This is a genomic window from Mesorhizobium sp. C416B, from assembly GCF_030323165.1.
In the GTDB taxonomy this organism is placed as follows: Bacteria; Pseudomonadota; Alphaproteobacteria; order Rhizobiales; family Rhizobiaceae; genus Mesorhizobium.
The window spans coordinates 536,566-556,830 of record NZ_CP100471.1; the positions used below are offsets into that span (position 1 = coordinate 536,566).

Genomic DNA, 20,265 nt, shown 5'->3' on the forward strand with positions numbered 1-20,265 from the left:
CTCAGCGATACTCGAAGATCGACCGGAAAATGCCCGGCGCGATTACCGATAGCGGGTTGATGTCCAGCACCGGCTTGTTGGCGTTGCCCTTAAGCCGGTAGGTGACGCCGATCAGCCCGCGGTCGCGGCCATTGCCGAGCAGAGCGCCGACCAGCGGCAACTCGCCGAAGATGCGGTTGAGGCCATAGGCCGGCATGAAGGTTCCGGTCATGTCCATATTGTTGTTCTGGTCGTAGAGCGTGCCTTGGAAGGTGGTGCCGATGCGCGGGCCGCGCAGCACGCCATTCGCCAATTTCAAATAGCCCGACCCCTTGTCGATCTCGGTAAAGCCGCGCTCGAATTTTACCCGCGAAGTGTCGATCTTGCCCTTGACCGCTTCGTTCAAGCTGCGGCTGTCGCCGGTTGGCGTGGTCGAGACGATGGAGGCGAGCTTGGGTTCATTGACGATAAAGAAGTTGCTCGAATCGACCTGTCCCCGCATCGGGCCGTCGGCTGTGCCGCTCAGCGCCAGCGTGATCGATCCGCCTTCCATGTGCTCGTAGATGTTGAGGAAGCGCAATATGGCGCCTGCGTCGGCCGACTTCATGGTGAGCGCGCGAGCACCATTGCCTGCCGTATTGCTGATGGTGATGGCGGCGCCGGAACTTGCCGCGGCGCTGACCTTGAGCCTGTTCACCCTGGAGCCGGCGGCACTGTAGTCGAGCTTCAAATTGGACAGGACCTCGTCATGGAACCCGGTTAGCGAATTGACGTCGGCGCTGACCGAAACCGCGTCCGTGCCGGTGGTTTTGGTGGCGGTATCGACATCGGAGGTGAACTGCTTGATCAGCGAGCGGGCATCGAGCGCGTTGCCGCTGACATCGACGGCAAAGCCCTTGCCCGACCGCTTCACCGTCACGGCGACATCGTCGCCACGGTTCAAGGCGACCTTGCTGAAGCGGGCCGAAGACAGCGCGCCCTTGACCAGGACGACATCGCCTTCGACCGAAAAGCTCTTTCCGTCGAGGTCGAAGTCGGACAGCGTCGTGGTATCGCCGGACTTGCTCATGGTAAAAGTGGCATTGGCGGGAATGCCCGGCCCCTTGCTCCAGCCTGCCCAGGGAATGTCCAGCCTGGCGCTCGTCAGGTCGACGTCGACGTTCTGGCTGCCGCCTTCGCCGCTCTTGTCGATTGCCACCTTGATGGTGCCGGAAATCAGCGGCGACAGGCCAGGCATGGCGATGGCGCGCGTCTTGTCGTCGAGCACAAGCGCCACCTTGCGGCTGCGCGGCGGGCCGCCATCCCTGAGCGGCTCGACCAGATCGAGCTCGGCTGGAATGCCGTTCAGCCGCGCCTTGGCAGAGATCACCGCCTTGTCAGGCCCGACTTCGATCGAACCGTCGGCATCGGTCACCATCTGGCCTTCGAATGGCTTGCCGAGCGACAGGTCCTTGTAGTCGAGCGATACCAGCCAATCGAGCTTCGACGTATCGACGCCGGATTGCAACGGAATGTCGGCCTTGACGTGGCCGGTCACCGTGCCCGACAGGTCGTCCGGCAAGATGCCGACATGGCGCATGGCGTTGATCGGTTCGTAGGAGGCAAGTTCGGCGATGGCCGGCGCCTCACCGGCGACGTCGATGTCGAGCGCGCCGATCACCGGCGGGTGGTTTGCCGCCTTTACCGACAGTGTGCCATTGCTTGCCGCCACGGTGCGGCCGCTTGGCATATAGACGCTGCCCGAGGACAGCGCGACGTCGACATCGTTGCCGTGGAAGGAAACGACGCCGACGGCATCGCGTATCGGCGGGATGCGGCCGGCGGTGTCGAAACGCGAGCCCTCGACCTGGAAGCGGCCGAACACCTCGTCGGCCGAAAGCGGCACGCCGTTGCCGAGACGTCCCGGCACGACCTGGAACTGCAGGCTGGCATCGACGACGCGGCCGCCAAACAGGTTCTGCAGCACCCACAGCCGCGCGTTCTTGGCGGAGAACCAAGGCCATAGCTGCTTGACGTGCGAGACCGCCATGTCGTGGACGTTGAGCGACACCGATATACCCGGCGGTCCGTTGTCGATGAAGGAAACCGCAGCGGTTCCCAGCACTTCGCTCCCCGACCCCGACCTGATGCCGATCTGGTCGGCGACAAGCTTGCGGCTCTTGGTCTGATAGACGCCGGCGATGCGGGCGAAGAAATTCAGCGCCGGCTCGGGCGATTCCGAAGGCGCCAGCGTCGAGCCGTCGCTGGTCAGGTCGTAACGATAGGAAGGCTCCTCGCCGGCCGCGCCGGTCGACGGCTTTGGCCCGATCGAGCCGGCGAAATTGAACGCCGAGCGCCCGGTCTTCAGAACCAGCCTGCCGACATCGATCTTGTTGGAGCCGGAGACAAGGGCGGCGTCGACATCGACATCGGCCGGCAACAGCCCGCGTGTGCCGAGGTCGAGCACCGAGCCGGTTAGCGACAGCGAGCCCGTCAGCCGCGAATCGGTCTCGCCCGAGCCTTCGGATCCCGTGAGCTTCAAAGCCATCGCGCCGGTTCGCCCGCCGGCCGCCGGCGTGGTCTCCGCGACATCCGCCATGTCGATGGCGGCGTTCAAGGCGGTGACGCTCATCGAGCTCGTATCGCGGGTGGCGGTGGCCGTGACGGTGAGCGCGCGGCCATCGACATCCGCCTCGGACGAGAACTCCATGCTGCCGGGGCCCGACTGCAGCACCGTGGCGTTGGCGATCGTGACCAGCTTGACCGATCCGGCCTCGGGCAGCTCGAACGCGACATTTTTGAGATCGATGCGGCGCATCGAATCCTCGCGCACGGCATCGAGTGCACGATTGACGTCACTGAAGACGGCGGCGGCCAGTTTTTCCGGATCGATGAGACCTTCTTGATTGCGCAGGCGCGCTGTCCAGTCACCACCCGACGGCATTGCCGCGGTGACGATATGGGCGTCGGAAATCCTGGCGCTGGTCAGCCGAACCTCGCCCGAAAGCAGCGGGATAAACCGGATGCCGAAGCGGACGCGCCCGGCATCGGCCATCGGCTTGCCGTCGGCGGTCTCGACGCTGACATCCTTGACCTGCAGCGCAATGAAGCTCGATCCGTCAAGTGTCAGGCTGGCAGGACCGACGGCGACTTTGACGTCGAAACCGGCCAGTTTCTCGATCGCCGTTTCGGCTTCCAACCGCAGCCGTTCGCTGCCGATGCCGGTGGCGCCGATGACGTAGACAGCCGCCGCTGCCAGCAGCACAAGGGCTCCAATGCCGGCAAATGCGCGAACAAGAATACGAAAGCCGCGGCCGATCCGCGCCTTGCCGAGTGGCGGCACGCGGCAAGCGGACGGGAAAGCCCCCAGGTCGGTGATCTCGTCACGCCTGAACCGGATTTTCTCGTGTTGCGGTTCTTCCTGATCCACGCAATTTTCCGTTGTGCGAATTCGATCGTGGACGGATCCCCGCCCGACACTATAACGATGCAGGCTAGAGCATGACGCCGAAAAGTGTGACGCGGTTTTCGGACGACATCATGCTCTATCTCTTTGATTCAGGGCCGCGTAACCTCAAACAAGGGCATCGATATGGCTGATCTCGACGTTGGCGACGTTGCGCCGCAATTCGATCTTCCGCGCGACGGCGGCGGCTCACTCAGCCTTGCCTCGATGCGGGGGAAGCCTGTTGTACTTTATTTCTATCCGCAGGACGACACCACAAGTTGTACCAATGAGGCGATCAGCTTTTCGCAGCTGAAGCCGGAGTTCGAAAAGGCCGGCGCCGTGGTGATCGGCCTGTCGCCGGACAGCGTGAAGAAGCACGACAAGTTCAAAACGAAATACGATCTCACCGTCGACCTGGTTGCCGACGAGGAGCGAAAAGTGATCGAGGCCTACAATCTGTGGGTCGAGAAGACGATGTATGGCCGCAACTATATGGGCGTCGAGCGGGCGACGTTCCTGATCGGCAAGGACGGGCGGATCGCCGGGATCTGGCGCAAGGTCCGGGTGAAAGGCCATGCCGAAGCAGTGCTGGAGGCGGTCCGCGCGCTCTGAGGCCCCACCGATCTGGCCAACGCCGCGCCCTGCATTAGGGGAATAAGACACATATGCGGTTGGCTGACACCGCTGGTCACTGGCGCGCCCGCTCGACGGCAAAACTTTGTTAACCCTAATAATGTGTAATCGGGCTTCGTTGGTGTCGTAACGAAAGCTTGGTCCCGTGAACCTAACCGGTCAGTCAGCGGTCTTCGGCAGGCGCAAGGAGCCGCATACGATCATCATTGCGCGGGGCAATGAAATACGGCATTTCACCATCCGGCCGTGGCTCGTCGCCTTTCTGGGCTCGGCACTGGCGGCGATCGCCATCGGCTATCTCCTGGCGACCTCCTATCTCGTACTGCGCGACGATCTGATCGGCGCCACCACGGCCCGGCAGGCGCGCATGCAGCAGGCCTATGAAGATCGCATTTCCGCATTGCGCGCGCAGGTCGACCGCATCACCAGCCGCCAGCTTCTCGACCAAAAACTGATGGAAACCAAGGTCAGCGAATTGATCGAGCGGCAGAGCCAGCTCAGCCAGCGCCATGGCCGCCTCGGCCCGATTCTCGAGCGGGCCGAAAACGAGGTCGGCACGCCGGCCGCCGCGGATGTGGCGGCAAAACCCGACGAGCATGCCGAATTGACCGGCGGCGAGCCACTCGCCTATTCGGTCGCCAGCCTTGGTTCGGGCGACACGAGGCCATTCTCGCTGTGGTCGACACGTTCCGATCCGCTGCCCAGCGAAACGGCTGCCGACCGTGCCGACAAACTGTTCGTCACAATCAACGAATCGCTGAAGAACATCGAGAGCCAGCAGCTCACCCGCATCGAAACCTTGGCCGACAACGCCTACAAGAACGCCGATGCCATCACCCAGGCGCTGGAAGCCGCCGGTCTGCCGGTCGACAGTGATTTCGGCAAGAACGAAAGCGATGTCGGCGGACCGCTGATCCCGCTTGACAGCTCGATGATGTTCGACAGCAAGGTCAAGGAACTGGACGAGGCGCTGGATACGCTCGACCAGTTGAAGAAAGAGGCGCGGCGGCTGCCGCTCGCCAACCCGGCGCCGGGCCACTCCGTCACCAGCCCGTTCGGCGTGCGCACCGACCCCATCCTCGGCACCGCTGCCCTGCACTCGGGCATGGATTTCCGCGCGCCGGTCGGCATGGCGGCCAAGGTCACCGCGGCCGGAATCGTCACCAAGGCCGGCTGGAACGGCGGATATGGCCGCATGGTCGAGGTCGATCACGGCAACGGCTTTGCCACGCGCTACGGCCATCTGAGCGAGATCGACGTTGCCGTCGGCCAAAAACTCGCGGCCGGCGACATCATCGGCAAGACCGGCAGCAGCGGCCGCTCGACCGGCCCGCACCTGCACTACGAGGTCCGCCACAATGGCGAGGCCATCGACCCGCTGCGCTTCCTGACTGTCGGCAAGAAGGTCGAGCAGTATCTGTAGGGTCAAGCCAGGCGGCTGTTGCTGCCCAACTTCTCCGCGCCCTGCCCGCTGGTTCCGGATCCAAGGTCGCACCAAGCGCGGACCCGTGCCGACAAAACTGTCCCTGGGCTGAGACCATGCACGGCCACTGCGAAGCCCATCGAGGCATGGGCGTCATGGCCACGGGCATGGATCACCCTTATCGCCACATTGCGATTGACGGCCTCCCGGAGCCGACAATATCGACGGCCAGGCCGTAGCGGGCGACGTCGCGGATCTGATATCCCCTGCCCGGCCAGCATCGGCCTGAGATAAGCTCGCGTGCCAATCTCGCGGTTCGATAATTCGGGATGGCGGTGCAGATGACGGCGGATCTCGACCATCCGATCGAGAATTCCGGCATCGATGGCGGGGTCGCGGCACCGCCCGGTTCTGCGGGCCGGTCAGGATTTGACATGGATGTCTCGCGGGAATTTGGTTAGCGTCTCATGGCCGGTCTCGGTCACCAGAATGGTCTCGCTGATCTCGATGCCCCAGCCATCCATCCACATGCCAAGAATGGAGTGCACGACATTGCCGGGTTGCAGCGCGGTCTTGTCGCCGGGCCGCAGGCTGATCGTGTGCTCGCCCCAATCCGGGGGATAGGCGACGCCAATGGAGTAGCCGATGCGCGATTCCTTCTTCAGCCCGTAGCGCTGGATAACCTTGCGCCATGCGGCCTCGACCGCTTCGGCTGTGGTCCCCGGCCTGACCGCGTCGAGCACCGCATCCATGCCTTCGATCACCGCCTTTGCGGTGTCGGCGACACGGGCCGGCGTCTTGCCGAGCTGCATCGTTCGGGCGAGGCCTGCGGCATAGCGGCGGCAGACACCGGCAAGTTCGAGCGCAATCGTTTCGTCCTTGCCGAAGCGCCGATCGCTCCACATGATGTGCGGAGCCGATGCATTCTCGCCGCCGAGGATGGTCGGCGGCAGTGCCGTGATGTCGCCGGCGAAGTCTGGACTGCCGGCAATCTGCGCCGCCTGGATCGCGGCAATCGCTTCGCATTCGCGCACGCCTGGCGCGATGACTTCGAAGGCCCGCGAAACCGCCGATTCGGCAAGTGTCGAAGCCTTGCGCAGATAAGCAATTTCGGGCGCGGATTTGACGGCGCGGATCCAGTTCACCAGCAGATCGGCGTCGTGCCATTTCGCATTGGGCAGGCCGGCGACGAGCCGGGCATGCGCCTTCGGCGAGAAATAATAGGCTTCGAGCTCGATGCCGATATGTCTCGCGCCCCAGCCCTTGGCGACGATGCAGGCCGCTATCCAGTCCATCGGATGGCGATCGGCGCGCTGCACGTGGTCCTCGGGGAAGCCGACCACATTCTCCGGCTTCATCCAGGCCGTCAGCAAGCCGCCTGCCGCATCCATGGCGCGGCCGATCCAGACCGGCTCGGCCTCGTTTTCGATCGGGACAAGCACGACCTGCGGCGTGTAGAACGACCAGCCGTCATAGCCGGTGATGTAATGCTGGTTGGCGACATCGTTGACGACCAGCAGTTCCAGCCCACGCGCCGCCATCTCGGCGCGGATCTTCTGGAGCCGCCGCTGGTACTCATTGCGCGCAAAAGGCAATTCGATCATCGGTTTTCCTGCTGGATTGTTGGCCGGCGAGCCCCGCGCCCGCCTGACGTCATTCGTCATTGCGTGGTTTCAGCCCGGCTGCAATCGGCCAGCGCGGCGCATGGGACAGGTCCTGCACCGCGTCCGGGAACCATTCCGAATTATTTTTGAATTCCATTTGACTGAATAAATTGCCTGTGCAAGTCTTGGCCTTCCTAAGGGGCGCGGACATGGCACTGCGGGGGACCAATCAGGAGTTCGGGCGGCCTTACAATCGGCGCATCGTGCTGGAGTCCATCCGCCTTCACGGTCCCATCGCTCGCGGCGACATTGCCAGCCGGGTCGGCCTCACCGTCCAGACCGTATCGACCATCGTTCGCGAACTCGAAGAGCATGGCTATGTGCTGTCGCTGCGCGAGGAGCCGCGCGGACGCGGGTTGCCGCCGGCGACGCTCAGGATCAACCCCGAGGGTGGCTATGCCGTGGGCGTCCACCTCACCCCGCTGGGGATCGACGCGGCGCTCATCAATCTCAGCGGCGATGTCATCGAGAGCATGCATCGCGAGGCGCCGCATGCGACGCCCGACCATGCCTTCGAGCTGATCGGCGCGATGGTGCCCGAGTTGACCGCGCTGCGGCCCGGCGGGCGCGTGCTCGGCATCGGCATGGCGCTGCCTGGACCGTTCGGCGTGGAGTCGATGAGCTTCGTCGGCCCGACGACCATGGCCGGCTGGAAGGATGTCGCGCTGCCGGAACGGCTGGCGGCGTCGACCGGGCTGCCGGCCTTCTTCGAAACCGACATGGCGGCGGCGGCCATGGGCGAACGGCTTTACGGTCTCGGCTCCGGTTATTCCGAATACTACTACCTCTATTTCGGCGTCGGCCTCGGCGGCGTCATCGTGCATGACGGCGCGGTGATGCGCGGCGCCTGGGGCAATGCCGGCGAAATCGGACACATCCCTGCCGTTCCCGGTGGCGAGCCTTGCCCATGCGGTAACAGCGGCTGCCTCGAACGGTATCTCTCGCTCGAAGCACGTCGCCGCCGCAACATCAGCGACGCCGCCTGGGTGGCCGAGATCGCGCCGATCTTCCGCAACGCCATCGTCACCATCGAGAATGTGTTCGACCCGGAAACCGTCATCCTCGGCGGGCTTGCGCCCACCGACCTGCTCGAAAAGCTGGTCGGCGCGGCGGGACAGCTTCCCAATTCGGTCTCGGCGCGGCGCGACCGCAAGACACCGCGCGTGACGGTGGCGACCGGCGGTAAGCATTCGGTGCTGCGCGGCGCTGCCGCATTAGCCGTTTCGGGCGTGCTGTCGCCGCGCTTCGGCCAGATGTTCATTGCCGAGCGCGAGCGCCGGTCCGACCTCATGCACAGCAAGGGAGTGGCGGCATGACCGAACCGCTGCTGGTACTCGAAAACGTCACCAAGAATTACGGCGCCATTCATGCGCTGAGGGGCATCAGCTTCTCGATCGGCAAGGGCGAAGTCGTGGCGCTGCTCGGCGACAACGGCGCCGGCAAGTCGACACTGGTCAAGATCATCGCCGGCGGCCTCGAGCCGAGCTCCGGCCGCATGCTGTTCGAGGGCAAGGAATTCCTGGCGAAAACGCCGGCCGAGGCCAAGGCTGCCGGCATCGAGACCGTCTACCAGGACCTGTCGCTCTGCACCAATGTCGACGTCGTCGCCAATTTCTTCATGGGCCGCGAAATCACCCGCAAGGTTCTCGGTGTCCCCATCCTCGACGAGCGCGCCATGGAGGCCGTGGTCGGCAAGGCGCTGGCAAGTGCGGGCACCCGCATCCCGTCGCTGCGCACCAATGTCGAGCATCTCTCGGGCGGCCAGCGCCAGGCCATCGAGCTCAACCGCTTCGTGCATTGGGGCGGCAAGCTCGTGCTGCTCGACGAGCCGTTCGCCGCCCTCGGCGTCGAACAAACCAGGCGCGGTCTCGAGATGATCCGCCAGGTGGCCAACCAGGGCATCGGCGTCGTCATCATCACCCATATCATGCAACAGGCCTTCCAGGTCGCCGACCGGATCGTGGTGATCCGGCAAGGCGTCGTGGCCGGCGATGTCGCACGCAACAAAACAAGTCCCGATGCGGTGATCAACATGATCACCGGTGAGACGCTTGCCGGTGCCGGACCGGCAGGTTGAGGGACAAAAGAGGGGTCCGGTATAAAAGAGGAGCGAACGACATGAAGCGAATACTGGTTCTTGTCTTCGGTATCCTGGCACTGGCTCTTGCCTCGCTCACGCCGGCAATGTCCCAGACCAAGGGCACCGTCTATTATATGGTCCCGACCCTGCTCGATGAATTCCAGACCGGCTCGGTGAGCGCGCTGGAGCTGTTCCTCAAGCAGGTCGGCTATGAGGTGAAAACACTCAACGCCGACAACAAGACCGACGCGCAGCAATCGCAGATGAACGACGTCATTGCGCTGAAGCCGGCGGCGATCATCCTGGCCGCCGTCGATTTCAACGCGCTGAAGCCGTCCATCGAAGCGGCGCGTGCGGCCGGCATCCCGGTGGTCGAGTTCGACCGCCAGATCACCTCGACCCCGTCCGATTTCACCTCGGTGGCGGGCACGGTCGAGATCGGCTACGTCGCCGCCGAGCAGGCGCAAAAGCTTCTGACCGCCAAGAACGGTTCTGTGAAGGGCAAGATCCTGCAGGTGCTCGGCGATCCCGGCGATCCCTACACGCTCGACATCCAGAAGGGTTTCGAGGAGAAGTTGAAGGCGTTTCCTGACGTCAAGATCATCTCGCTGCCGGCCATGCAATGGGAAGCCAGCAACGCCGGCACGATCGTTGCCGACCAGATGCTCGCCAACCCCGACATCGACCTGATCTTCAGCCATGCCGCGCACCTGTCGGTCGCAGCCGTCGCCTCGCTCGAGGCCGCCGGCAAGAAGCCGGGCGACGTCATGCTGATGAGCTCGAACGGCGCTCCGGTCGGTCTCGACCTGATCCGCAAGGGCTGGCTCAATGTCGAAGTCGAGCAGCCGCTCTACGCGCAGGCCGCGGCCGTGGCGATGTTCATGGACAAGATCGCCGGCAAGCAGGAAATCAAGCCTGGCGAGTATGACGTGCTCGGCTTGAAGTCGACCGTGACCAAGGAGAGCTGGGGCCCCAACATCAAGATCCCGGGCGCCGCCATCACCAAGGAAAACGTCGACAATCCGGCCTTCTGGGGCAACCAGAAGCCGCCGACGGACACGATCAAGTCTGTCGAATAGTCGCCTAGCGAAGCGCTCCGGGCCATTGCGGCCCGGAGCCTGCCCATTCACGACGCCGCGTCCCAGGACACCGTGGCGAACCTAAACCCGCGCCTGAACACGACGAAATCGAGTTGATTTCTCAGCCTGATTTTCTCGGGGGCGCCAACCGGATCAGCCCATGAACCCGCGCAGCCGCAAAGCCCTGGAGTTCGTCCTCGACAACCTCGTCTGGTTCATGCTGATCTTTGTGCTGGTTGTCTTTTCCGTCTTCGTCCCCAACTACTTCCAGCTCGGCATCTTTGCCAACATCATCGAAGCATCGAGCGTTCTCGGCGTGATGTCGATCGGCCTGTCGCTGGTCATCATTGCCGGCCATATGGACCTGTCGGTGGAATCGGTGGCCGCACTCAGCGCCATGACGGTCGGCATCCTGTTCTGCTCGTCGGGTATCGGCATGGGCATACAGCTCAATCCGCAGTGGCTGATGGTTCCGGTTTCGCTGCTCGTTGCGCTCGCCTTCGGCGGCCTCATCGGCGCCTTCAACGGCTATCTCGTGGTCAAGGTGAAGATGAGCGCCTTCATCATCACGCTGGCGTCCTACATCTGGGTGCGCGGCCTGGTTCTGGTGATTTCCGGCGGCCGCTCGGCACAGGATCTGGCGCCGGCCATCCGCTGGTTCGGCATCCAGCGGCTGGCCGGCCTACCGCTGACCGCCTGGATCGCCGTCGCCTGTTTCGTCCTGTTCTCGCTGATCATGGCCAAGACGCCGTTCGGCCGCCACCTCGTAATGATCGGCGGCAATGAGACAGCGACCTTCCGCGCCGGCATCCGCGTCAACCGCAACCTGATCATCGCCTTCGTGCTGGCCGGCGCCATCGCCGGCCTCGCCGGCTGGCTGCTCGCCATCCGCACCTCGGGCGCCACCGCCAATCTCGGGACCGGGCTGTTGTTCAACGCCTTTGCCGCCGTCGTCATCGGCGGCGTCAGCCTGAAAGGCGGTGTCGGCACCTTGCCCGGCGTCTATGCCGGCGTGCTTTTGCTCTCCTCCATCAACACGGCGATCAACCTGATGGGCCTGCCGGCCAATTTCACCCAGGTGATCCACGGCCTTTTGGTGCTCGCCGCCGTGCTGCTCGACGCCTTCAAGCAAACCATTCGCCAAAGACTGGCATGAGAGGACGGCTCGCATGACCGGACGGCTTGAGAACAAGGTCGCGCTTATCGTCGGCAGCGCGCGCGGCATCGGCAAGGGCATTGCGCTGCGCTTTGACGAGGAAGGCGCAAGGCTGGTCCTGGCCGACAGCGAGGCCGAAGCCGGCCAGGCGACCGCGGACGAGCTCGGCGCGGATTTCATTCGCACCGACATCTCGCAAATGGCCGATGCAGAAGCTGCGGTGGCGCTGGCGCTGAGCCGCCATGGCCGCCTCGACATCGTCGTGCAGAATGCCGGCATCTATCCCTGGCAGCTGATCGAAAACACCAGCCCGGACGACTGGGACCGGGTGATGGCGGTCAATCTGCGCGGCACGTTCAACGCCACGCTGGCGGCGCTGGCGCCGATGAAGGTGCAAGGTTACGGGCGCATGCTCTACACCTCGTCGATCACCGGTCCGCACGTCACCAGCCCCGGCCACGGCCACTATGCCGCCAGCAAGGCCGGCATCAACGGCTTCATCCGCTCGGCGGCGCTGGAATTTTCGGGCTACGGCATCACCGTCAACGGCGTCGAGCCCGGCAACATCCTGACCGAAGCGATCGAGCTGCATCGCGGCGCCGCCTACATCAGGAACATGGAGGATTCGATCCCGCTCGGACGCCTCGGCAGTCCGCGCGACGTCGCCAACGCCTTCCTGTTCCTCGCCTCCGACGATGCCAGCTACATCACCGGCACCACCATCGTCGTCGACGGCGGCCAGTTGCTGCCCGAAGGCAAGGATTTCCGGCTGCTGCCGCCGTGATCAGCCGGATTTCTTGTACAGCAGCAACTCAGGCCGATACTCGAAGTGCATGGTGTCGTAGTGATACCAGCGCCCGCCCCAGATGAAGCCGTTTTTCTCGAACAATTCCACGATTTCCAGCGGAATCCGGTTCTTGAAGGGAATGTGGGCCTTCGGGTTGGTTTTGTTCCTGTTGTTGTACCAATAGTCGGAGAAGCCGACATTGATATCGAAGGCCGCTCCGAACGAGTGAACGCTCAACCGGTCGGTGCCGGCGATCGGCCGCCAGACAAAGCCGCCGCCGGGCTTGAGCCCGTAACGGCTCAGCTCCGCGGGCATCGCCTCAAGCGCAGCGGAGACCTTGCCCAGCCGGTCGTTGATGCCGAAAATCCTGGTGACCTGCACGGTCTTCTTGCCGAGCTTCGGCAACCATTTGACGTTGGCGATGTGCTTGCCCACCTCGGCGGCACTTGCCCCGTAGAGCTTCTCGAAGAAAGGTTCATTGCGGATACGGCCGGGATCGAAATCCTCCGCCGGGACCAGCGCGCCCTCGGCTGCTCTGGGATAGACGTAGCGAAACATGTCTTCGATGTCGGGGCTCTCAAGCAGCGCGTCGGCGTCGCGAGCCTTGCCGTCGTTCCACACCATGGTGGTGCCGTCGGTCCAGGTCAGGACATTGCCCGAAATGGTGAAAAGGCCGGGATAGGCCTTGAGCAAGGCTGCCTTGGCGGCGGGCTGGTCGACGCCGTCGCCCACATTCCCCGCATAGGCGAAGCGCCCAATACCAGAGATTGTCAATGCCAATAGCAGCTGTAACATCAGCCGCCGTGGATGGTCGATCATTGTGCTGCCTCCGCGAGGGCTTTCATTCATCGTGCATTTAACAAGGCAGCTGTACCATGCTGGTCGAATCGAACGGGAGACAAAATCATGTCAAAAACCTTCACTGCTTTGATCCGGATGACGTTTACATTCATTTGCCTGGTCGGCCTGGCCTCGTCAGTTTCTATCTTTTTCCCCGCCACCGCGTCGGCCCAGCGCATGCAGAAATGCGCCGATGAAGGCGGCACGTGCCGCCTGCCCTACCCCTCGGAAGTGGTCTACGGCGCGCGCGGCCAGACCACCTCCCGCTTCTTCGATCGTCGTTCCGTGCCGTGTACGAATCGCGTCTTTGGGGACCCGGCGCCTGGCCGCGACAAGGCTTGCTATATCGTGAAGCGCGGCGGCGGTAACGACTATGGCGACAACGATGACGACGACGACAATTACGGCGATGATGATTACGGCCAGGGCCGCGGCAGATGGGTGGCCTGCGCCCGGGAGAATCAGTTCTGTGATTTCCGTGGCCGCCAAGTGGTCAGATACGGAGCGCGCGGTCGGTTCACGCAAGGCGTTTTCAGGAACGGCGTGCGCTGCGGCAACGATGCCTTTGACGAGGATCCCGCTCCCCGTGCGAAGAAGACCTGCTACATCAGGAAGTAGACTGGTGCCGGCATGAAAGGGGGTGCGGCTCTTTGAGGCCGCGCCCGGAATCCGGGATCTTGGTGGGCGATGACGGGCTCGAACCGCCGACATCTTCGGTGTAAACGAAGCGCTCTACCAACTGAGCTAATCGCCCGCTCCGGCCGGACCTTTAAGCGGTCGCAACCGGCTTCGCAAGGCCAAATGAACAGGTACGAGCTTAGCCGCACAGTGGTTTTCGCGGGCAAAGTGCCGCCCGTCAAAAAACCTTCTCCTGTTTGCGTTTATGCTGTCCAGCTGCGCTTGACACCCGGTGGCGAACCCCTTATCCACCGCCCCAACGACGAACACGGCTGACACGTGCTCGTCCAATGCGCGGGTGTAGCTCAGTTGGTTAGAGTGCCGGCCTGTCACGCCGGAGGTCGCGGGTTCGAGCCCCGTCACTCGCGCCATTCATTTCAAGGGGTTAGCTACCGCCCCTTGAAAAGTTTCAACTCTCATTCTCCGGAGAGTTTCAACTTTCTGTATTCGTTCCGTTCCAGGCCAAGCAGCTTTCTGCCTTTGCGGCGGCTGGCATCGGCTGAGCGGACGGCGGCCAGATTGACCGGCATATAGGTCTTCTGCAGCGCCTTGTTCCCGTCGATCGAATTGCCCATCTTGGCCGAGATTGCCTCGACCGACGCGCCTCCGGCATTCGCCTCGACCGCGCCGGAACGCCGCATGTCCATCAGCCGCCGCTTCTCCGATGTCCCGAATACCAGCGTGCGCAGATCGGCAAAGTCGTCGACCAGAGAATCCTTCGTGTAAGGCACGCCGGCGCGCGGCCGGCCGCCCTTCAGGCCCGGCGCGAAACCGCGCGAGCGAAAGATCGGCGCATCGTCAAGCAGGGTGACGCCTAGTGATTCGACATAGGCCAGCACCAGGCGCTGCGTGCGTGACGACAGCGTGCCGAAAGCCGCCTCGCCACTCTTGCTGCGTGCAATCAGAAAACCCCATTCCTGTGCTGTCTGCATTGCCTGCGCCGGTTTGAGCGTGCGCACGTCGACGGGTGAGAAGCTCGTGTCCCACGCAACGGCGATGATGCAGGCCAGTCCGCGGTAGCCGGCGCGCCAGGCGCCCTTGACCATGCGCACCGCCTCGCCTGCCGTCCAGGTCTGGTGGCGCGGTGGTGGCGTCTGGCGGCGGATCGCCTGCGATGGGTCGGAGCCGGGCGGGCATAGCTTCATGCCGGCCATGACATTATAGAGCGAACGCCACGTCTTTACGGCACGGTAGGCGATGTCGACACCTTTGACCCGCAGCAGACGGCCATACCAGTCGTCGAGCAGCTCGAGGGTGATGTCGGCTGGCGGCAGGTCGGCGAAGTACGGCTCGATGAAGGTCCAACCGCGCTCCCAATCCTCGCGGGTGCGCGGTGGCTTGCGCTTCCATGCATCCATGCGGCGATAGCGTGCAAAGGCGTCTCCGATGGAATCCTTTGGCCATACATGCAGGCGCGACGGCTCCCTGCCCTTGCGGAGTTCCTGCCAGCGGTCTTCCCACTCCCGGGCTATCGTCCAAGCCTCAGGCCCGTCGATTCCACAGGAAATGCATCTGAAGCCAGCTTCGACCATCTTCGGCGTCGGCAGCCAGTAGCCGTATTTGCCCTTACGGATGACGTAGTGCTTCAACTTGATCTTACCCAAGGGTCGCCAGCCTCGCTCTTGCAATGTCAATGCTAGACTGCGCGCCGGATCCTGATCCTGCAAGACCCGAGCGTTGATCGAGCCAGGCGTCGATCGCAACCATGTCGTAGTTGCCGGTGATTGGGCAGGCCTTGGGAAAGCCTTGATCCTGCAACTCGGGCAGCAATTCCATGAATTCCCGCAGCGTCAGGTGGAGATAACGCGCCGCCTTGATCGCCGGCACCAGCCGTGGTTGTACCGGGAAGCGGATAGATGACGGTTGTAATGTGTGGGTTTGGCTCATGGCACCAAAACTCTATCCACCGTCCATCGGGCAGCGGATGGGCGCCTTGTGGTTGGGCGGGTGTGAATCTCGCCCGTGTAAGAACCTCCGCCGTATAGCATGAGATTTTCCTACTCCATGATCTCGTTATTCCTGCATCGAGGGGGAATGAGGCTTAGAATAGCGGCCTTTCTCCCCCATGCCTATTCATCCAATCCTTAATCGCAGAATCGGCAGCCACAGAGCGAGAATACTAGTAATCGGCGGCTTCGAAGCCGCTACGCCCGGCCAACCCAGCATCGCCATGACAGCGTCTGGCTTGTGCGTAGTCAGAATCGCACCCTGTGCTCTGGCGAAATCACCAGCCTTGAAACGGCACCCTCGTTTGGGGCGGCGGCCCGGCGTCTCGCCTGCGGCGTCGCCATGCTGACGCTCCTTCGGCGCCGGTTAGCTGATTTCACGGTCACGAACTTGCTTCGGCAACGAAATGGATTTCTTCCCGACTACGACGACTGACATGGAGATGCGCAGTTAGCGAGCATGAATGGTCTCTGCGAATTCCTCGGTCTCGATGAGCCAACGGCATGCGCGTCAGCATCGGCCCGGCATGGTCAGGATCGATCCAAGGTTCCCTTGCCATATCCGTCCAGTGGCCATCTCACGTCGTAACGGTCAGATCCTTGGCATGCCTTTGGTCGCAGTGTTCGCCTCTGCCGGCAATGCGGAAGAGAGCGTTGGGAGCCCGGTAACCGCGACAGCCGCGGCGCTCGACGATCTCAAAGACGAAACCTTCGCTGTAAGTTGTAGAGCTGGAGCACGCTCTACACCGTGGATGGGGCAGCCGCGCTCGCTCCGAGACCATTAGGTCGAAATAGTCGTCGGCCTGTGGCTGAGACCCGATCGCGCTGTTTTACCGTTCGGGATCGGGACAATTGAGAGGCGAAAGCTGTGACAATGGAAAGCCCGCCACCGTGAGCCAGACCAGAAAACTCGTATTTTAGCACCGACGAAACAAAGCTCGCTATTCTGCGTTGAGGCTCGTCGAACAACGGAGCTTCACGAATGGATCCGGCAACTGCAGCTGTGATGATTTTGCTTTCTTGCAGTCCCGCCCAGGGAGTCTGCAAGCCACTCGATACATCACCGTCCATGTTCGGATCCCTTGACACATGCCAGTTGGCGTTATCCGTGAGGCTCGAGGGCGCTCCCAACGGGGAGATCGTGGGGCGATGCAGTTCGATCGATCCCTCCGCTACAGGTTCCGTTCCAGCCGGGTATAGCACGATTGTCGTCACGCGGGGCACAGGGGCGGGTGCGGTGAGCAGTCGCTACATCGTGCCACACAAAAACTGAAGCCAGCCACCGTCAGGCAGCCGGCTATTCATTCTCGACCGGACAATTAGAGGCCTTGCCCTCCCTCTATGAAGCCATACTCGGCATCGTTGGCTTCGCGCTCGTCGTCCGCTTCGCCATGGTCGTCGCCTTCCCTGTCATCGGTCCCGGTGACTTCGATGCCACCGGCCAGACAGGGTTCGAGATCCGGGTCGGGCTCTACGAAGTCGAGCAGCTACATCAGGCGTTCTTCATCTTCGATCGAGCGACCATGTCCGAAAGGCAGAGGTTCGTGGCTGGATAGCGAAGAATCGCACACGGCTTTCCTTCATTTGCATGGTCCGCAGAGATTAGCATTATCGCCTACTCTCATCTCGTCCGGCGTCGCTCCCTCAAAGCAGCGCCGGTAAGGCTCGGCGCCCTTCTTGGTTTCTCCCCGTATGTCAAAAGGAGGTCGCCGGGCCTTACCAGGCCCCGCTGCTCATCGCCTGCGGGGTGTCCTGATGGCTGAGCTTGGCCCCGTGGCCTAACGGCCAGAACCAAACGTTCCGAAAAGCCTTCCTAGGCTGGCGGCAGCCGAAGGGCTGCACAAGAGGGATCGTCAGACCGCTCCTGGCGCACCACAGCGACACCACCAAGCTGTAAGTCAGGTCCATCGGCCCTGCTGATGAGTGCCCTTGGACAGATGGATTGCGTTTGCCACGAAAAAGGAATCGTACCGGCCCGTTCTCAGCACGTCAGCCGGAACGGGCCATGGGCAGAAGCAGCCGACTAGCTAAAATCGCAAGACGATCGAAGGACCACGTCGGCGATAGCACCGGACCCGACGGCGCCCGTGTCGCCAGTAACTACGGCAGACTCTTCTCCAGCCCCGCCGGCGGCGGCGGCGCCGGTGGTAGTAATCTGGGTCGTAGTCTGGGTCGTAATCTTGGTCGTAGTAGCGCCGATGGTTGACCGGCTCCACTTCCGCGTGAGTACCTTCGTTGTCGAAGGCGTCTGGCGCGTCGAGTTCTTCGAGAATGCCGCTTTTGGCCGCTGGAACACCGGCCAATGCGTTGATAGGCCGGACCGCGCTTGCAAAGGCTGCTGCCCCTGCAACGCCAAATATCGCTGTCAAAAAGGATCGCCGATCCATAGTAAACCTCCCAAGTTACATGAGCTGAACGAAGCGCCCCGCCTGCTGAAGGAGCAGGCCCAGCGCACGGTAAAATAGAGGATTCGCCAGCCGCTCAAGCAACTCGCGAATCCTATCAGCGCAGGAAGGGACCTGGCTGCGCCGATCCAAGACATGTCAGCTAAGGACGACCGCCATTACCAGAAAGGTAACGGCTGTTGCAAAAATCGGTGCGAGCAACCATCGCGCCTGGCCAACACTTTGATCCATTTGTTCTCTCCCGTTGTGGAGAACCAACAAGCTGAAGCCCTAATCCGTTCCGCCTGGTCCAAAGGTAAGACCATTGCGTTGTACGGTCGGACTTTAGACCAATCGGATTAGACAAAGGTGCGTAGGCGGGAACGTTTACCCCGGTTCAAAGTTGGTTGCCGGGCAGTGCGGGACGATGATCGTCGTGTGCCGGTCCTTGCAGGAGAGAAGATATGAAGATGCACTTCGTGAACACCGCCGCAGCCATGTTGCTCTTGGCGGGGATCGGCTCCGCCGCCGCTGACGACATTATCATCCAGCCGGAACAGGACACGGTCATCCGTGAGTATGTCAAGAAGCAGCCCTTGGCTTCGGTGAACCTTCCCGGCGTGGAATTGAACGTCGGGACAGCTCTGCCGGAAACTGTTGAGATCCACGAGGTCCCGAACGTCAAATACCGTTACGTGGTTGTCGACAACCGCACGGTCCTGGTCGATCCGGGCACCCGCAAGATCGTGAAAGTTTACGACTGAGATTTCGAACGAACCCACGCTCGCCACCCTTGGGTGGCGAGCGTGTGCATTCAAACGATACTCAGCCGGACAAATTCAAATTGCCACTCAGCTGGACAATGAACATGACGAACCCTGAACTCGAGAGGACGCAAGCCCTGGCTGCCCGCTTGGCTGATCTCCAAGCAAGAATGCAGGCAGCACGTCTTGTTGGAGCCGAGGTAACAACCGTCCGAAAGGTTGCAGCCACAATCGATGACGGCTTGCGACAGGCCGGCCTCACACCGTTAGAAATCGCAGAAGGTCAAGAGGAACAGTTTAGCGTTACTAAATGTTCGACTGGCTATGGACAGCCGAACCTTCCTCTCAGCAGATCAAGTCAGAGCAGCACGAGCCCTACTGAACTGGCCGCGTGTGCGACTTGCCGCCAAGGCCAATCTTAGCGAAATGGTGATCAGCGATCTTGAGAACGGATTCAGGAAGCCGCGTCCCCACAACATCGCCGCCATCCGCAAAGCGTTTGAGGATGCCGGAATCGTTTTCACCGTCCAAGGCACTCCATCGCTAGCCCGCTCAGAAGGTGATAGCGGCCTAGCCGCCGATAATAGACGGTGGCGGGGCCGGGAGAAAAAAGGATAGCGGGGAAAAGCCCGTGTACCCACTGCACCCGATCTCTAAAGCGGCCGCTAACAAGGGCGGTTGTTCACTGACTTTGTGCTGGCGCTCACCTTTCTAAGGTGCCGCTCGAATATGGCCAGCTTCTCTTGGTAGCCGATCCGCACTCTGGACCTGCAACTATCGCATTTGAAACCGGCAATCGTTTCAGCCAGGATCCCCTTCTCACCATAGCGCGTGAACAGGAGGGGCATTGGAATTCTAAAGGTACGTCGCGCAGTTCATTTGATAGAGGCGCTGTGCATGTTCTCCTCAGCGGCACGGCCACTGCAACAAAGTAGAAGGAGAAATGTTTCCGGCTTCGGCCATTTACGCGGAGCAATCAGACCTAAGTCCAAATGCTGAAGGGGGCAGGCAAGCTGTTCCTTGCCCTTCGATCCGGATCGTCTCCGTGGCCTCACCATACTCGGCCGTAGCTCAAAGGCTCGTATCACCGGCCAGAACGCGCAGTTCATCCAGTGGAATGGGACAGGACCGGCAAAGCCTCGCGACCGAACTTCTCGAGATTAGACGGATCCGTTGGCCTTCCGCAGAGGCCATGGCATAAGATTCGAGCTCGATCAGCTGTCTTCCTTGCCCTTCTCTATAACGCGGACCAGCCATTCTCAGCAGGCTTCGGCCACTCCACACTGTCTGAGTTTGTGTTCTGAACTGTGCCGCCCATCGCAGTTCCCTCCACCTCCAATAGGCTAATTACGGATTATAAGACCTGGGGAATCGATCTTTCAAGGTGGAATCCGCATTAGCGCTGGATGTTGCATCGCGGCGCGG

At 62.1% G+C, this 20,265-nt stretch carries 17 protein-coding genes and 2 tRNA genes; 13 read left to right on the forward strand and 6 right to left on the reverse strand.

Translation table 11 applies throughout. The features are described 5' to 3' along the window. Position 1 precedes the first annotated feature (1 nt). Positions 2-3,388, reverse strand: coding sequence for a YhdP family protein (locus tag NLY43_RS02770; RefSeq protein WP_023711509.1), 3,387 nt, complete (start codon positions 3,386-3,388; stop codon positions 2-4). Positions 3,389-3,550: 162 nt separating this feature from the next. Between NLY43_RS02770 and NLY43_RS02775 the strand changes: the two genes are divergently transcribed. Then, positions 3,551-4,018 carry a peroxiredoxin gene (locus NLY43_RS02775; RefSeq protein ID WP_023697549.1) on the forward strand — a complete coding sequence of 156 codons (468 nt, stop codon included), beginning with the start codon at positions 3,551-3,553 and terminating at the stop codon, positions 4,016-4,018. Positions 4,019-4,184: 166 nt separating this feature from the next. Next, entirely contained in the window at positions 4,185-5,462 is a 1,278-nt protein-coding gene (locus tag NLY43_RS02780) for a M23 family metallopeptidase (protein WP_023684850.1), read from the forward strand. A gap of 422 nt (positions 5,463-5,884) precedes the next feature. Here the strand turns inward: NLY43_RS02780 and NLY43_RS02785 are convergent, their stop codons facing one another. After that, positions 5,885-7,066, reverse strand: a complete 1,182-nt coding sequence (locus NLY43_RS02785) for a M24 family metallopeptidase (RefSeq protein ID WP_023711510.1) — start codon at positions 7,064-7,066, stop codon at positions 5,885-5,887. Between the two features lie 209 nt (positions 7,067-7,275). Between NLY43_RS02785 and NLY43_RS02790 the strand changes: the two genes are divergently transcribed. The 5 genes from NLY43_RS02790 to NLY43_RS02810 all read left to right on the forward strand — a co-directional run bounded on the left by NLY43_RS02790 (position 7,276) and on the right by NLY43_RS02810 (position 12,225). Then, positions 7,276-8,442, forward strand: coding sequence for an ROK family transcriptional regulator (locus NLY43_RS02790; protein WP_023697545.1), 1,167 nt, complete (start codon positions 7,276-7,278; stop codon positions 8,440-8,442). After that, positions 8,439-9,203, forward strand: coding sequence for an ATP-binding cassette domain-containing protein (locus tag NLY43_RS02795; protein ID WP_023669142.1), 765 nt, complete (start codon positions 8,439-8,441; stop codon positions 9,201-9,203). The genes NLY43_RS02790 and NLY43_RS02795 overlap by 4 nt, the downstream gene beginning before the upstream one ends. Before the next feature lie 41 nt (positions 9,204-9,244). Next, complete coding sequence (locus NLY43_RS02800) at positions 9,245-10,285, forward strand: sugar ABC transporter substrate-binding protein (protein WP_023684845.1); 1,041 nt, start codon at positions 9,245-9,247, stop codon at positions 10,283-10,285. A 160-nt stretch (positions 10,286-10,445) separates the two neighbouring features. Then, positions 10,446-11,441: an ABC transporter permease gene (locus NLY43_RS02805; RefSeq protein WP_023711512.1), complete on the forward strand. Its 996-nt coding sequence runs from the start codon at positions 10,446-10,448 to the stop codon at positions 11,439-11,441. Positions 11,442-11,454: 13 nt separating this feature from the next. Beyond that, complete coding sequence (locus NLY43_RS02810) at positions 11,455-12,225, forward strand: SDR family oxidoreductase (RefSeq protein WP_023711513.1); 771 nt, start codon at positions 11,455-11,457, stop codon at positions 12,223-12,225. On the opposite strand, the gene NLY43_RS02815 is transcribed toward NLY43_RS02810, so the two are convergent. Then, positions 12,226-13,047 (reverse strand): M15 family metallopeptidase, encoded by an 822-nt coding sequence (locus NLY43_RS02815; RefSeq protein WP_023711514.1) that lies wholly within the window; start codon positions 13,045-13,047, stop codon positions 12,226-12,228. Positions 13,048-13,134: 87 nt separating this feature from the next. Here NLY43_RS02815 and NLY43_RS02820 point away from each other — a divergent pair, with 87 nt between their 5' ends. Next, entirely contained in the window at positions 13,135-13,686 is a 552-nt protein-coding gene (locus NLY43_RS02820; RefSeq protein WP_027049537.1) for a hypothetical protein, read from the forward strand. A 60-nt stretch (positions 13,687-13,746) separates the two neighbouring features. Here NLY43_RS02820 and NLY43_RS02825 read toward each other — a convergent pair. Beyond that, positions 13,747-13,822, reverse strand: a tRNA-Val gene (locus NLY43_RS02825). A 218-nt stretch (positions 13,823-14,040) separates the two neighbouring features. On the opposite strand from NLY43_RS02825, the gene NLY43_RS02830 reads away from it, so the two are divergent. Beyond that, positions 14,041-14,117: transfer RNA gene (locus NLY43_RS02830), tRNA-Asp, on the forward strand. Between the two features lie 45 nt (positions 14,118-14,162). Here NLY43_RS02830 and NLY43_RS02835 read toward each other — a convergent pair. Together NLY43_RS02835 and NLY43_RS02840 are read right to left on the reverse strand one after the other, a co-directional pair. Continuing rightward, positions 14,163-15,350, reverse strand: coding sequence for a site-specific integrase (locus NLY43_RS02835; RefSeq protein ID WP_050589311.1), 1,188 nt, complete (start codon positions 15,348-15,350; stop codon positions 14,163-14,165). Next, positions 15,343-15,633 (reverse strand): hypothetical protein, encoded by a 291-nt coding sequence (locus NLY43_RS02840; RefSeq protein WP_023731498.1) that lies wholly within the window; start codon positions 15,631-15,633, stop codon positions 15,343-15,345. The genes NLY43_RS02835 and NLY43_RS02840 overlap by 8 nt, the downstream gene beginning before the upstream one ends. Positions 15,634-17,020: 1,387 nt before the next feature. Between NLY43_RS02840 and NLY43_RS02845 the strand changes: the two genes are divergently transcribed. From NLY43_RS02845 to NLY43_RS02860, 4 genes are all read left to right on the forward strand, one after another. Then, positions 17,021-17,248, forward strand: coding sequence for a hypothetical protein (locus NLY43_RS02845; protein ID WP_023713545.1), 228 nt, complete (start codon positions 17,021-17,023; stop codon positions 17,246-17,248). A 642-nt stretch (positions 17,249-17,890) separates the two neighbouring features. Continuing rightward, complete coding sequence (locus NLY43_RS02850; protein WP_155923348.1) at positions 17,891-18,157, forward strand: hypothetical protein; 267 nt, start codon at positions 17,891-17,893, stop codon at positions 18,155-18,157. Positions 18,158-18,540: 383 nt separating this feature from the next. Beyond that, positions 18,541-18,840, forward strand: coding sequence for a DUF1236 domain-containing protein (locus NLY43_RS02855; RefSeq protein ID WP_023669226.1), 300 nt, complete (start codon positions 18,541-18,543; stop codon positions 18,838-18,840). Positions 18,841-19,164: 324 nt separating this feature from the next. Beyond that, positions 19,165-19,458 (forward strand): helix-turn-helix domain-containing protein, encoded by a 294-nt coding sequence (locus NLY43_RS02860; protein WP_081726963.1) that lies wholly within the window; start codon positions 19,165-19,167, stop codon positions 19,456-19,458. The last annotated feature ends 807 nt before the right edge of the window (positions 19,459-20,265 follow it).

Bases quoted from the DNA above. Each gene is read 5' to 3' on its own strand.
- NLY43_RS02775 (WP_023697549.1), top strand. From the start codon at position 3,551: ATGGCTGATCTCGACGTTGGCGACGTTGCGCCGCAATTCGATCTTCCG.
- NLY43_RS02785 (WP_023711510.1), bottom strand. From the start codon at position 7,066: ATGATCGAATTGCCTTTTGCGCGCAATGAGTACCAGCGGCGGCTCCAG.
- NLY43_RS02790 (WP_023697545.1), top strand. From the start codon at position 7,276: ATGGCACTGCGGGGGACCAATCAGGAGTTCGGGCGGCCTTACAATCGG.
- NLY43_RS02795 (WP_023669142.1), top strand. From the start codon at position 8,439: ATGACCGAACCGCTGCTGGTACTCGAAAACGTCACCAAGAATTACGGC.
- NLY43_RS02800 (WP_023684845.1), top strand. From the start codon at position 9,245: ATGAAGCGAATACTGGTTCTTGTCTTCGGTATCCTGGCACTGGCTCTT.
- NLY43_RS02805 (WP_023711512.1), top strand. From the start codon at position 10,446: ATGAACCCGCGCAGCCGCAAAGCCCTGGAGTTCGTCCTCGACAACCTC.
- NLY43_RS02810 (WP_023711513.1), top strand. From the start codon at position 11,455: ATGACCGGACGGCTTGAGAACAAGGTCGCGCTTATCGTCGGCAGCGCG.
- NLY43_RS02815 (WP_023711514.1), bottom strand. From the start codon at position 13,047: ATGATCGACCATCCACGGCGGCTGATGTTACAGCTGCTATTGGCATTG.
- NLY43_RS02820 (WP_027049537.1), top strand. From the start codon at position 13,135: ATGTCAAAAACCTTCACTGCTTTGATCCGGATGACGTTTACATTCATT.
- NLY43_RS02840 (WP_023731498.1), bottom strand. From the start codon at position 15,633: ATGAGCCAAACCCACACATTACAACCGTCATCTATCCGCTTCCCGGTA.
- NLY43_RS02850 (WP_155923348.1), top strand. From the start codon at position 17,891: ATGGTTGACCGGCTCCACTTCCGCGTGAGTACCTTCGTTGTCGAAGGC.
- NLY43_RS02855 (WP_023669226.1), top strand. From the start codon at position 18,541: ATGAAGATGCACTTCGTGAACACCGCCGCAGCCATGTTGCTCTTGGCG.
- NLY43_RS02860 (WP_081726963.1), top strand. From the start codon at position 19,165: ATGGACAGCCGAACCTTCCTCTCAGCAGATCAAGTCAGAGCAGCACGA.